The organism is Hungatella effluvii, from assembly GCF_003201875.1.
Taxonomy (GTDB): domain Bacteria; phylum Bacillota; class Clostridia; order Lachnospirales; family Lachnospiraceae; genus Hungatella; species Hungatella effluvii.
The window spans coordinates 50,695-63,433 of sequence record NZ_QJKD01000003.1 but is presented as its reverse complement, the minus strand read 5'-3'; the positions used below and the strand labels follow the sequence as shown (position 1 = coordinate 63,433).

Here is a 12,739-nt window from a genome sequence, read left to right as displayed (position 1 = left end):
GAGAATCATGGATTACAGGACAAAAGCAATAAACTGTGTAAAGGATACCGTATTACCTGTTCAGATGCAGTGGTTTCAGGACTGCGGCTTCAATATGGATACATATTGTCAGAAATATGGAGATACAGAGCATTCCTTTGCAAAAGAAATCGAAAAGGGCCATATTTATGAAATGGGTTATCCCAAATGCGTATGTGAGGAAGCACTGGCGGGAGGAAAAGACGCTTCCTTCTGTGAATGCTCCAGACAGAGTATGATATACGTTTTGGAAAATATGATGCCGGAAAAGCACATAGAGGTGGAAATAATTGAAACGGTTTTGAGCGGGGCTGAAAAGTGTCGGTTTAAGGTTACGGTCGAATAAGCGGTTTTAAGCCGTTTTTCCGATTTCAGACAATAAAAATGTCATCTGACGGGAACGCAACGGTTTCGTCTGATGACATTTTTATTACCCATACAGCTGCTTCTCTTTCAGGATACGCAGTGCGATCTCTCCCGCCTTTGCACCGGTTGCCCCGTCGTCTCCGTTAATATGGACTGCAAAGGAACAGGAGCCGTTTTCAGATTCTATGAAGCCGATAAACCAGCCGTTGGTGTTTTTTCCATCGACAGTGCCGGTGCCGGTTTTTCCGTACAGTGACGATGTGCCGTCGGAGGAGAGGAAAAGCGCGTCCTTAACGGTCTCCATGTCACGCTCCGAGTACGGCAGCGTGTGGCCGGATAATGCAGCCAGCAGCTTCACCTGTTCCAGAGGAGATATTTTCAAGGAGGATTCCAGCCAGAACCGCGAGAGGCCTCCTGAAAAGTCCAGATTTCCATAAGAGAGCGCGGTAAGCTCCCGTTTGATCGAGTCCAGGCCGCTCTGGCGGTCCAGATTCATAAAATACCAGTTGACCGAGTTTGTCATGGCGGTGTTTAAGTTCTGGTCCCTGTTCCAGGAATCGAAGGGACAGGCTTCTCCGTTCCAGGCCATGGCAGAATCCTTCGCAGTGATGATACCCGCGTCGAGGGCCATCAGGGCGCTGTAGATCTTGTAGGTGGAGTTTGGCGAAATCCTTGTGCGGGCGTCGTCCTCATTGGATATCAGATAGCGGTTTTCGGAACTGTCATACAGGACGAAGCTGCCGTCAAAGTCTTCGAAATAGCTGCTCAAATCTTCTAAAGACGCCTGGGGCATAGCCGCACGATAGCGGTCTGAGGAAAATGGGAGAGCGGAGGCGGACGGCGTGGTACAGATCACCAGCGCTGCGGTCAAAAGATACAGCAGCCGGCTCTTTAACCGTCTGTTGCCGGATTCCCGGCGGTAGGAGGCAATGTACAGAATCCGCTTCCGGATCTCTTTGCGGCTGCCGCCGATGCCGGCTGTCTGCCCGAAGGTCAGATGGGAGAGACCGGCTGCAAAATGAAGCAGGGCATTTCCATAATCACAGGACGCTTTTTCACCAAGAAGCGCCAATACCGCCGTATCGCAGGCAATTTCCCGGTCGCTTTCCATCTCCTTTATGGCCAGCCAGACCAGAGGATGGAACCAGTAAAAAATCAGGAGAAGGCGGAAAAGAACGCCGCTCATGATATCCTTATGCCTGTAATGCAAAAGCTCGTGCAGCAGAATGCAGCGGATCTCGTCTTCCGAGAGTCCGGAGAGGCGGGATGCCGGGAGCAGCACACAAGGCGCGGCGATTCCCGCCGTAACCGGGGAGCGGAGCCGGGAGGAAGAACGAAGCGGTATATCCATCCGGATTCCAAGCTGCCTCTTACAGTCCTCAAATATGTCCAGCAGGAGTGCATCCCGAACGGGAAGGGCAGTCTTCTTTAAAAAATTAACCCGGACTGCGGAAATAAGGGTGAGGACCGCAAGTAAGACCGCTCCTCCAATCCAGAGGGAGAGAAGGGAGAATGCCAGATAACCAGGCATTTTACGGCTCACCGAAACGGAAAAATCATGGAGCAGTCCCGTGGCTGTAAAAATATTACTGGCAGCCTCCGGGCCCCCGCCCTGCCACGAATCCCCGGCCGGGGCCGTCCGCAGACCGGCAAGACGGGAAGTCAGCCTGCCCAGCCATGGAAATGCTTCAGCCAGGAACGGCGCGGCCGCAAGGATCAGGAGAAGAAACCACAGGCGGTAACGGGTTTCCGCTGTCAAGTACCGGTCAAACGCTTTTCGTATGAACATAATGATGCCGCCGGAAACTGCAATGGCGGCACTGCTTTGCAGCAGATAAAGAAGCAGAGATTCTGCCATCTGCTATTCTCCTTCCCCGCCATGCGATAAGAGGCCGCGAAGCTCTTCCAGTTCCTCCTGGGAGATCCGTTCGTCCTTCATATAATTTGCCACCAGTGAGGTCAGATTTCCATTGTAGAACCGATTAAGAAAATGCTCACTCTCCTGGCTTAAATAGTCTTCCTTTGCTACCAGCGGGGTATATACAAAGACCCTGCTTTTCTTTTCATATGTAATGGCCCCCTTCTGCACGAGGCGCTTAAGAAGCGTCTGGATCGTCTTGGGGCTCCACTCCGTAGCCTCTGAAAGGCAGTCCGTCACCTCGTTGGTGCTTATGGGAGCTTTGCTCCAGATGACTTTCATAACTTCATATTCGGCTTCTGATATCTGCGGCAGCCTGCTCATGATAACCTCCCTGTTCTTACAAATGTAATAGACATATTATACGCGAGCGGAACGCCGCTGTAAAGGGGGCGGGATCAAATATTTGAGCGAGTTTTCTTATGGTTTTCTCAAAGTTTTCTCATTTGACGGATTCGGCAGGACCATGATATACTAGTACTGCATTGCGTAATTAATTGGAATAAAAGCCTGATTCATTGCGCAATGCAGTACTAGGGTCAGTCAGCCATTTAAAACAGGGTCAGCCGTTCAAAGGCATGGCCCCGGCCGGAGACTGTCCGGCCAATCATACAAGAGGTGCGAGGTAAGACAACATGGTCCAAAACAGGGGAATTAACCAGGACGTGACACAGGAGATGAACCGTTCTCTCCTTTTAAAAAATTTAAGAAGAGAAGGCATGTGTTCCAGGGCATATCTGGCTTCCCTGACAGGGCTGAAACAGGCGACCGTGACCAATATTATGAAGGATTTCTTAAACTGGGGAATCGTCACGGAGGTGGGCTTCCTGAATGGAAGCAAGGGCCGCCGTTCTATCGGCGTATCCATTAATCCGGACCGTTACCGGGTCATAGGCGTGCGCCTTGCGAGAAAGCATTACAGCGTCGGTCTGTTCGATTTGACAGGGACGCAGATCACGAAGAAGCGAGTGGATTTTAAACCGGAAGAGCAGCCGGATGCGGAAGATATTCTGAATCAGATCGCGGCCGAGATGCGCATTCTGATGAAAAAATACGGAAAAGATACCATACTGGCGGCAGGTATGGCTGTGCCGGGGCCGTTTATAGCGAAGAAAAACCGAATCGCTCTGATCACGGGAGCCGATATCTGGAAGGACGTTGATTTAAAAAAATTCTTTGACAGAGAACTGGACATCCCCGTTTTTTTAGAGCACAATGCCAACGCCGGTGCCTATGCCCATATGTGGGACTTAAAGGATGCCTACCGCGATGATATCTTGGTCTATATCGCGGCCGGTCAGGGAATCGGCGCGGGGATTGTGATGGACGGAAAGATTTACAAGGGCGCTCTGGGAACCTCAGGGGAGATCGGACACATGACCATCGACCGGAACGGAAAGCCGTGCGCCTGCGGCAATAAGGGCTGTCTGGAGCGGTATGCCTCCTCCCTGGAATTAGTGAAGGCGGTATACGGTGACCAGGCCGGCCGTTTGGGCTGTAATTTTGAAGATGTGGAACGGCGGATCCGCGAAGGCGACCAGTTCTGCATCGACTGCTACCAGCGCGCCTGCGAGAGCCTTGGAATCGGAATTATCAATATTGTCAATGTCATTAACCCGGATATCATCATCATCGGGGATGATATGGCGAGACCGGATCCGGAACGAATGGAGACCGTGATCCGTGAAACCGTGCGGGAGGGCATTCTGGCCGACGTGTGGGAGGGCCTCACACTGTCGATCAGCACCTATCAGGGCGATCCGATCCTGACGGGAGCGGCAATCGTAGCCATCGACCGGATTTTCGACAGTCCGGGCCAGTTTATCCCGGCAACGAACCAGGCAGGGGCGCTTGAGAGTCCATCTGACGAATGATGCAAAGTCTACGGATCGTAGATTGTCCCCGCAGGTTTTATGCGGTACAATGGAGTACGAGGTGATAAACATGAATACAGAACGCAAAAAACAGCTTATTATGGAATACAAAAACCGCCATCCGGAGATGGGGGTGATCTCTTTGAAATGCAGGGCTACCGGCGAATCATTTCTGGGAATATCGGGAGATACGGGAACCGCCTTCAACAGCGTCTCTGCCAGATTATCGGGCTCTTCCCATCCGAACCGGCATCTGCAGGAGCTGTGGAATGAGTATGGGGAGGAAGGCTTTGAGCAGTCGGTGATTAAGGTGCTGAAGTATGAAGACCCATGCGAGGACCATACGGAAGAACTGGAGCTGCTCCGGGAGGAATGCTTAGAGGCGGATAAGAAGGCCGTCAAGATCTGGAAATAAGAGGGGAAAGAATGGATTGTGCAAAAGTAGGACGGTTGATCCTGCAGTTTCGAAAAGAGAAAGGAATGACACAGCAGCAGGTCGCAGACCTTTTGGGAATCAGCAACAAGACTGTCTCCAAATGGGAATGCGGTCTGGGCTGTCCGGATGTATCGTTATGGGATGATCTGTCCACGGTGCTGGGCGCCGATATTTTAAAACTGCTTCAGGGCGAACTTGCTCCCAACAGCCCGGATGCCGGCAAGATGGAAAAAATTCTCTTTTACGTGTGCCCCAACTGCGGCAATATTCTTGTAAGCACGGGAACCGCGTCAATTTCCTGCTGTGGAAGAAAGTTAAAGCCGTTAGTCCCGGTACCGTGCTCGGAGAAACATAACCCCACAATCCAGGAGATTGATTTGGAATACTATGTAACATTAGATCATGATATGAGCAAGGAACATTATATTGCTTTTGCGGCCTGTGTTTATCACGACTGGATCTGCTTAAACAGGCTGTATCCGGAACAGAACCCGGAATTTCGTATGCCAATGATTAGACGGGGTGGGTATTTGTACTTATACTGTACCAATCATGGACTGCAGAAATATCCGTTTTAGTTTGAACTGATGCGGATCGATCCAGATTCTCCGCAGGTTCGGGCAGAATTACCGTGAAATAGTAGCGTTAATAAAATAAAGAAAAGGTCGGCGCACCGATGAGTGAAAAATCACCAGTGCACGGCCTTTTTTGTATCTTTTAAGGAGTTGCCCCGCCGCACCCGCTACGGCAATACTTTCTTTACAGCCTTCAAAAACAGCGGCAGCAAACGGCTTCCTTTTAATGCTTCCTCAGAGAGAATCCCATGATCCGCAGTGAGGGAAGGGAAGAAGGTTCCCAGAACCCACAAAAGGGCCAGCGCGATGAATGCGGCGAGAAGCGCTCCGCAGAGGGCGCCGCCGATCCGGTTTACGGGACCCATAAGCGGAAGGCTGGTCAGCCCTTCGATGCAGCCAGAAGCAAAGAGCACTGCCAGTTGGATGATGATAAATGCGACAATGAAAATCAGTACGAAGGCAATTCGCTGAGAGATAATCTCAGCCGCCGCGCTTAAGACATCCCGCCCCGTTCCGGTTACCTTATCGAGCAGTGTTCCAAAGACGCCGGATATGGAAAAGGCCGGAAGGCCAAGACCGCTTAATGCCTCCATGACAGCGGCTTCCGCCCCCGCCCCAAGATCTGCTGCCTGGTTTAAGACATCGTTTACCGGATTATAGCTTTCTGCAGCCGCCTTTGCGATGGAATCGTTTACCCAGGGTAGAAAAAAACGGTTTCCGATTGGTTTAGACAGCGCCAGTGCAGCTCCCCAGGCACCGATATATCCAGCGGTTAAGGACACCAGCTTTGAGGCAGTCATGATAAGTCCTCTTCTGGCGCCTGCTCCTGCAGCCATGAACAGGATAAGCATGAGACATAAATCTATGATAAAACCTGGTTTCATAAAGCCGATTCCCTCCCTTCTCCTCCCAATTTGATCTCAGAGCACTCTCGGAAACTCCGGTTTCTCTCTACCTTCATCTTACCACAATTCGGAAAACCTTTAGAAGAAGTCCCAACTTTAAATTTTGTTAATGTTTCGGAATCGCCTTTTATCCATGATAAAATGAATCGTCACCAGTCACTATGGGCTGACACGGAATTATTATCAGGGAGGGAGACCTTTGAGGGAAGAACAGAAGAATTTTTATATAGCGGCAGTGGATGATACGGCGGCAGACAGGAGTGCGCTGAGGGGGATGCTGAACCGCTATTTTGAAGAAAGGGAGCAGCGGAGAGAGTCTGATATCCAGCTGAACATTGAGGAATTTGGCTCTGGTGAGGAATTTTTGGAGGCATTTCAGCCGGGACGGTACGATATTATATTTTTCGATATCTATATGAAGGAACTGACGGGAATGGATACGGCAAGGGAAGTCTACCGGAGAGATAAGCAGTGCCGGCTGATCTTTTTTACAACCACTCCGGATTACGCGGTAGAGGGGTATTCCGTGCATGCTGCCTGGTATTTGGTAAAGCCTCTGAAGTATGATAAGCTCTGTCTCGCACTGGACAGCTTTATCAGAACCGCAGCCAGGGATTCAGCCTGCCTGCTGCTTACGCTTAAGGGAGGGCTGCGCAGGCCGGTACTGCTTCGGGATATTATCTATGTGGACTGCGTCAGGCGGACGGGCCGGATCCATACGGAAAAAGGTGTCACGGAGGCGGCTGATAAGTTTACGGAGATCGCATCGAGGCTGGAACAGGAGGCAAGATTCCTCTGCTGCAACCGTGGAATCTATGTGAATATGGACTGGATCCGTGAAATGAAAACCCAGGATATCATTTTGAAAAGCGGAGAGCAGCTTCCGGTCCGGATTCACGGCAGAGGGGAGGTAAGGCAGAAGTATCTGCGCTACACGCTGGAAGAACTACGGGAGGGAAACTAAAGTGGATAATTTTCGCGGACTGAAGCTGGCACTGAAAATGGTACTTATCGCAATGGCTGCGGTCAGCTTCTTTTTGGTGATGTACTACTATGACAACCGGTATACGACGGGCAGTCCCCAGGCATCGGAAGGCGTGCTGGAGATTACGGAGGAGGCGCTTAAGCTGCATCCGGTCCACAGCCTGGTGAGAGGCTGGGAATTCTATCCCGATCAGCTTCTGAAGCCGGGAGATTTTGCGGAAGACGGCTCCGCTTCTGCGGCAGGAGAACCGTATTACGTCTCTGTGGGCAGATTCGGAACTATGAACCGCGACGGACGTCCGGGGTGGGTGAAGGGGACATTCCGCTTGACAATCCGTCTTCCCGAGATCCAGGAGACGTACGGGCTTCAGATCATGGAGATCCCTTCCGCCAGCCGGATCTACATCGGGGGCCGCAGTGTTCTTGCCATGGGACGGCCGGAGGAGGAAAAGGCGGGAACCGGAAGCTGCGTTATCCCTGTGCAGGAAACGGGGGACGTAGAATTAGTAATTCAGGCGGCAGACTTATCCGCACTGCATTCCCATATGTTTACGCCTCCCCTGTTGGGAACGTACGGCAATATTGCCCGGATTCATGATATAAACCGTATGATGCGCATGGCATTTCTGGGAGTGGCCGGGATTGGAGCCGCGCTCTTTCTTTATATGGCCATTGCCATCCGCTGGTGGAGAGGATACCTCTTTTTCTTATTCTGTACCTGCTTCGTGGGTCTCGGTATCTGTTCGCTTATCCGAACTGGATTCGTCTTGGGCGTTCAGCCGGCTTATACCATTACCGTTTTCTCTTTTTACGCCGGATTATGGCTGATGGTGGTGCTTGAAAATGATTTATACCGTATCCAGGCTGAAAAGCTGTCGGTCATCATCGGCGGCTTTCTTGTGCTGGCGGTGGCTTACAGCAGCTTTGTACAGTACAGCCCGCCGGTACTCGCTAAAGGCTTCTTCTATATGACAGAGTGGTATAAATACGGTATTGCGTTTTATCTGATCATTGTATCAGAAATTGCCCTGATGAAGAAAATGGAGCGCTCCATGACCCTGCTGATCATGGCAGCGGTGTTTACAACAGCGCTCTTTATGGAACAGCTTCTGCCATATTATGAACCGGTGTACGGAGTTTCCTTTATCATGGTCGGGTATGCGGCGCTGCTGATCGGAATGTTCTGCATCCTATGGAGGGACATGGTGGACGCCTTTCGCAACCGGGTTATTTTTCTGGAAGAGAATGAGCGGATGACGCGTCAGCTGTCCATGCAGAAAGAGCATTACAGGCATATCAACGAGTCGATGGAGGAGACGCGCCGGCTGCGCCACGATATGCGTCACTATCTCCGTATGCTGAGCACCATGGCGGATGAGGGAAACGTGGGGGAGATCAGGCGTTTCCTGCGCCAGGTGGTTCCCGCCGCAGAGGAGGGCAATCCCCTTATTTATACTGGAAACTACGCCTTGAATGCAGTCTTAAGCCACTATCTGGCCAGGGCGCGCAGGTCAGGGATTGAGACGGATGTCAGTCTCAGCCTGCCCCCGGCACCGATGCTTCCTGAGGAAGACATCTGCGTCATATTCGGCAATCTCCTGGAAAATGCCATTGAGGCGTGCGAGCGTCAGGAAGAGGACGCAAGGCGTTATCTCTTCCTGCGAAGCAGCCAGGAAGAAGGCCGCCTTCTGATTGTGATGGATAACAGCTATGAGGGAAACGTCCGGTACAGTCAGGGATACTTCTGTTCCTCGAAGCGAAACGGCGTAGGCATCGGGGTGGAATCCGTAAAGGCAATTGTGAAACGGTATGGGGGAACTGCCTTTTTTGAGCCGGAAGACGGGAGGTTTAAGGTATCCATCGTTATTCCCGGTGAGAGAAAATAACCGCTCTCCGGTAAAGGGGGGGAGCAGGCATGTGAGTTTCGCGCAGAAAAAATGACTTTGGGTTTGGGGTTATTGTAACCGTTTCAAGTTTAAATTAAGATAAAATCAGAAAAATAAACGAGGGGGGAATAAGGATGAAGAGAATATTAAAATATGGTGCGGCCTGTCTGCTGGCAGTCACTGTAGCCGGATATTTTGCCGGAACCGTTCTTAATAACTTGGTTCCGGCGATTATGAAGAAAGACTGGCTGAGTTTATGGGATCCGGCGCTGATGTTAAAACCATCCACGTGGCTCTACGGGGCAGTCGTAACCGTCATGCTCTACATGCTGTATCTCGTATTCCGTGTGGACACGGTAAAACGGGCGAAGCGGGTCCTTAAGTCCAGGGAAGACAGCGTGGAAAGCTCTCTGGAGAATTCCCGTTTTATGACAGATAAGGAGAGGGATGCCAACTTCGCGCCGCGGCGGTTTACAAAGCTGAATGAAGTAAAAAAGGACGGAATCCCCGTGTATGCCGTTTACAATAAAAAGAAAAAAGAACTGGACATTAATCTGGCAAGCCCCATGCACGGCCTGGTGATCGGCGCCACCGGAAGCGGTAAGACAACTACCTTTATCAATCCCATGATCCAGATACTGGGAAATTCCTCTGCAGGCTCTTCCATGATCTGCACGGATCCCAAGGGAGAGCTGTTCCAGCTTCACAGCGGGATGCTGACGGAGCGGGGCTATAAGGTAATGGTCCTGGACTTAAGAGACCCCTACAGTTCCTTCCGCTGGAATCCGCTGGGAGACTTATACGACCGGTATCAGCTTTATTTAAAGGCCGGCGAGGGAATCTTTGAGTGTGACGGCAGTGTGACGGAGAGCGGCCTGGAGCTGGTGAACAAGGCGGAGGAGTATGGGGAGATCTGGTATGAGTTTCGGGGAAAGGCCTATGCGCACAGGAGAGAGCTGCTGACCGTCGTGAAGGTACAGAAGCAGAAGATATACGATGAGGTGTACGAGGATCTGAATGATTTAATCAGCGTAATCTGCCCCATCGAGTCCAAGGATGATCCGGTCTGGGAGAAAGGAGCCCGTTCCATCATTATGGCGGTCTGTCTGGCCATGCTGGAGGACAGCGAGTATCCTGAACTGGAGATGACGAAGGAAAAGTTCTGTTTCTACAATATTAACAAAGCCATCAGCAATTCCGAGGAAGAATTCGCAGCGTTAAAGGAGTACTTTACCGGACGGCCGAAGCTGTCCAAGGCGGTCGGGCTGTCGAGACAGGTGCTGTCAGCCGCGGACACAACCCTGGCCAGTTACATGTCCATTGCCTTTGACAAGCTGTCCATGTTTAATGACGAGGGCCTCTGTTCCCTGACGTCGGCCACAGACATCAATCCGGAGCAGTTTGCCAATGAGCCGACGGCCCTGTTTTTAAAGATTCCGGATGAGAAAGACACGAGGCACGCGCTGGCAGCTGTGTTTGTCCTCTGTATCTACAAGGCGTTAATCAAGGTGGCGTCCGCCAGGGAGGATTTAAGCCTGCCGAGGAATGTCTACTTCATTCTCGATGAGTTCGGCAATATGCCGAAGATCGATAAATTCGACAAGATGATTACCGTAGGCCGGAGCCGGAAGATCTGGTTTAACATGGTGGTCCAGTCCTACGCCCAGTTAGACAACGTGTACAGTCAGACAATTGCCAACATCATCAAGAGCAACTGCGGCATGAAGATGTTTATCGGTTCCAATGATATCGAGACGTGCGAGGAATTTTCCAAGCTCTGCGGGAATAAGACGGTTTCCACCCAGAGCGTGTCCTCCAGTCTGGGGGATAAAACCGGCAATATCAATGTTTCCACCCAGGTCCAGACGAGGCCGCTCATCTATCCTTCGGATTTGCAGAAGCTAAATAACAAGACCTCCACGGGCAACGCCATAATCGTGACATTTGGTAATTATCCGCTGAAGACCCAGTTTACGCCCAGCTACAAGTGTCCGCTCTACGAGATGAAGACCATGGACTTATCGGAAGTGCGGATGAATGCATTTTTCGGCGACGAGGTTTTCTATGACCTCGAGGAACGCAACTATATTGTGGCGAGTCAACAGGAGGCAGACGAGGATGAGGCCTCTGAATATGAGCCCGGCACCGAATCTGACGATGATCCCGGGGTAAGTCTGGAGAACAGGGCATAAGAAAAAGGTGAGAACGCAATGATAAAAAAAAGAAAAACAGAATTTCTATTCCTTTGCGGTTTTTTTGTATGGAGTCTCTCGGTGTCTGCCTTCGGGGCCGTTGATTCGGCGATATCTGCAGCGGATTACTTTTCAGAGAGAAAGCTTGATGAGGAGGACGGTTACACGGTTCGCGGGACGGAGGACGAGGGCCATGGGCCCGGAATTACCGCGGCGGCTTCTGTGGCAGAAGAATCCCAGGGAGAGACGGGACCGAAAATCCATGATGTCACGATGGGGGAGAAGTACCACGAAGAATTCGGGCTGTATGAGCAGTCCCTGAATAACCAGTATTTTCTCTATTCTAATGTAGAGAATGGCGGGATTACGGACCAGCCGGTTTACGTGGATATTCCAGCCGATTTAATCTTTACCATGGAAAAGGACGGCGTTCCCATGGCCTATTCCTCCAAACAAAGGGTGGGAGAAAAGGGGACGTATGTGCTGCGCATCACTGCCATTTACGACAAGAATGTTCCGCTGTCGGAGCAGGAGGAGTACCGCTCGGTGTTCCGTTTCCGCATTGATGATAAGGCTCCCGCGGCGGCTGCAGAAGAGGGAGGAAACGGGGGAGCGGGGCTGCCGGATGGATTAGGGGCCAATTGGGCTTCTGTGGAAGAAGGAGATATCATAGGACCCAACGGGGAAACCGCCGGTTCAGAAGGGGAAAGCGAACCGGCGGCCGGAGAAACAGAATCGGAAGCGCCTGACGGGGAAACAGAACCCGAAACACGGGAAGAGGAGACGAAACCTGATGAGACCGGCGGCGCGCTGACGGAGGAGAGCCAAACGACAAGAGTTCAGACCTATGACAAGACGAAAAACTTATATCGGATTGTCTTTTCCAATGGATTTGCGTTTTCTTCCAATGTACCGGAGAACATGATTACCAGTTCTGCGGTGCGGCTTACGCTGGATAAAGACTCATCCTGTCAGCTTTACCGCGGAGAGGAAGAGGTTCCCTGGGAAGCGGACACCGTACTGACAGAGTATGGGCAGTACCGCCTGGTGTCAGGGGAAGAGGAATTCCGGTTCGAGATTACGAATACTTATGTAAATCGAAGCGAATTCAAAGCGCCTGTGGGCACTGAGGTTACCGGGATCACATTTAATGATGAAACGTTAAGGCTTACGGACCGTTATTCCTTCGCCATGACGGAGGATGGAAAATATACCATCAGCCTTACGGGCGAGGACGGAGAACGGCACAGAGTCATATTAAATAGGGATACGGCGCCGCCGGAGTTTACGGTGGCCGTGGAGCGCCAAAAGGCGGCAATCACCTATCTGGCCGACGATATGGCGGCGATCACCCTGAAAAAGGGCGGGGAAGAGCCGAAGCCGTTTTCCTCCACAGTGGTCACCGCGCCGGGACGGTATGTCCTGACTGTCACAGACAGGGCAGGGAACGAATCAAGCCAGGAATTTACGCTGCGCTATCATTTAAACGCGTACGCAGTGACTGCGATTTTGCTGATTGTGGCGGGTATTGCGGGAGGAGTCGTGTTTCTGACACGCAAGAAACGGAATTTGGGAGTACGGTAGA

11 protein-coding genes are annotated in these 12,739 nt (G+C 51.5%); 8 read left to right on the top strand and 3 right to left on the bottom strand.

The window, feature by feature from the left end:
- The first annotated feature begins 7 nt into the window (after positions 1–7).
- Complete coding sequence (locus DFR60_RS06205; RefSeq protein ID WP_025529922.1) at positions 8–364, top strand: hypothetical protein; 357 nt, start codon at positions 8–10, stop codon at positions 362–364.
- A gap of 84 nt (positions 365–448) precedes the next feature.
- Here DFR60_RS06205 and DFR60_RS06200 read toward each other — a convergent pair whose 3' ends face one another.
- The gene (locus DFR60_RS06200; protein WP_110322127.1) at positions 449–2,242 is read right to left on the bottom strand and encodes a BlaR1 family beta-lactam sensor/signal transducer; all 1,794 of its coding nucleotides are present in this window, start codon (positions 2,240–2,242) and stop codon (positions 449–451) included.
- Between the two features lie 3 nt (positions 2,243–2,245).
- A complete protein-coding gene (locus DFR60_RS06195) occupies positions 2,246–2,626 on the bottom strand; it encodes a BlaI/MecI/CopY family transcriptional regulator (protein WP_002603229.1) in 381 nt (126 codons plus the stop codon).
- Between the two features lie 311 nt (positions 2,627–2,937).
- Here DFR60_RS06195 and DFR60_RS06190 point away from each other — a divergent pair, with 311 nt between their 5' ends.
- The 3 genes from DFR60_RS06190 (at position 2,938) to DFR60_RS06180 (ending at position 5,190) form a co-directional block, all read left to right on the top strand.
- Positions 2,938–4,176, top strand: coding sequence for an ROK family protein (locus tag DFR60_RS06190; RefSeq protein ID WP_110322126.1), 1,239 nt, complete (start codon positions 2,938–2,940; stop codon positions 4,174–4,176).
- Between the two features lie 70 nt (positions 4,177–4,246).
- A complete protein-coding gene (locus tag DFR60_RS06185) occupies positions 4,247–4,591 on the top strand; it encodes a GIY-YIG nuclease family protein (RefSeq protein WP_110322125.1) in 345 nt (114 codons plus the stop codon).
- A gap of 11 nt (positions 4,592–4,602) precedes the next feature.
- Positions 4,603–5,190: a helix-turn-helix domain-containing protein gene (locus tag DFR60_RS06180; protein WP_110322124.1), complete on the top strand. Its 588-nt coding sequence runs from the start codon at positions 4,603–4,605 to the stop codon at positions 5,188–5,190.
- A 164-nt stretch (positions 5,191–5,354) separates the two neighbouring features.
- On the opposite strand, the gene DFR60_RS06175 is transcribed toward DFR60_RS06180, so the two are convergent.
- Entirely contained in the window at positions 5,355–6,071 is a 717-nt protein-coding gene (locus DFR60_RS06175) for a CvpA family protein (RefSeq protein WP_110322123.1), read from the bottom strand.
- Between the two features lie 220 nt (positions 6,072–6,291).
- Between DFR60_RS06175 and DFR60_RS06170 the strand changes: the two genes are divergently transcribed.
- The 4 genes from DFR60_RS06170 to DFR60_RS06155 all read left to right on the top strand — a co-directional run bounded on the left by DFR60_RS06170 (position 6,292) and on the right by DFR60_RS06155 (position 12,738).
- A complete protein-coding gene (locus DFR60_RS06170; protein WP_243004989.1) occupies positions 6,292–7,056 on the top strand; it encodes a LytR/AlgR family response regulator transcription factor in 765 nt (254 codons plus the stop codon).
- A 1-nt stretch (position 7,057) separates the two neighbouring features.
- Complete coding sequence (locus DFR60_RS06165) at positions 7,058–8,962, top strand: sensor histidine kinase (RefSeq protein ID WP_110322122.1); 1,905 nt, start codon at positions 7,058–7,060, stop codon at positions 8,960–8,962.
- 134 nt (positions 8,963–9,096) lie between these two features.
- On the top strand, positions 9,097–11,154 hold the full coding sequence (locus DFR60_RS06160) for a type IV secretory system conjugative DNA transfer family protein (protein ID WP_110322121.1): 2,058 nt from the start codon (positions 9,097–9,099) through the stop codon (positions 11,152–11,154).
- 18 nt (positions 11,155–11,172) lie between these two features.
- Positions 11,173–12,738 carry a hypothetical protein gene (locus tag DFR60_RS06155; protein ID WP_110322120.1) on the top strand — a complete coding sequence of 522 codons (1,566 nt, stop codon included), beginning with the start codon at positions 11,173–11,175 and terminating at the stop codon, positions 12,736–12,738.
- Position 12,739 lies beyond the last annotated feature (1 nt).

Bases quoted from the DNA above. Each gene is read 5' to 3' on its own strand.
- DFR60_RS06205 (WP_025529922.1), top strand. From the start codon at position 8: ATGGATTACAGGACAAAAGCAATAAACTGTGTAAAGGATACCGTATTA.
- DFR60_RS06200 (WP_110322127.1), bottom strand. From the start codon at position 2,242: ATGGCAGAATCTCTGCTTCTTTATCTGCTGCAAAGCAGTGCCGCCATT.
- DFR60_RS06195 (WP_002603229.1), bottom strand. From the start codon at position 2,626: ATGAGCAGGCTGCCGCAGATATCAGAAGCCGAATATGAAGTTATGAAA.
- DFR60_RS06190 (WP_110322126.1), top strand. From the start codon at position 2,938: ATGGTCCAAAACAGGGGAATTAACCAGGACGTGACACAGGAGATGAAC.
- DFR60_RS06185 (WP_110322125.1), top strand. From the start codon at position 4,247: ATGAATACAGAACGCAAAAAACAGCTTATTATGGAATACAAAAACCGC.
- DFR60_RS06180 (WP_110322124.1), top strand. From the start codon at position 4,603: ATGGATTGTGCAAAAGTAGGACGGTTGATCCTGCAGTTTCGAAAAGAG.
- DFR60_RS06175 (WP_110322123.1), bottom strand. From the start codon at position 6,071: ATGAAACCAGGTTTTATCATAGATTTATGTCTCATGCTTATCCTGTTC.
- DFR60_RS06160 (WP_110322121.1), top strand. From the start codon at position 9,097: ATGAAGAGAATATTAAAATATGGTGCGGCCTGTCTGCTGGCAGTCACT.
- DFR60_RS06155 (WP_110322120.1), top strand. From the start codon at position 11,173: ATGATAAAAAAAAGAAAAACAGAATTTCTATTCCTTTGCGGTTTTTTT.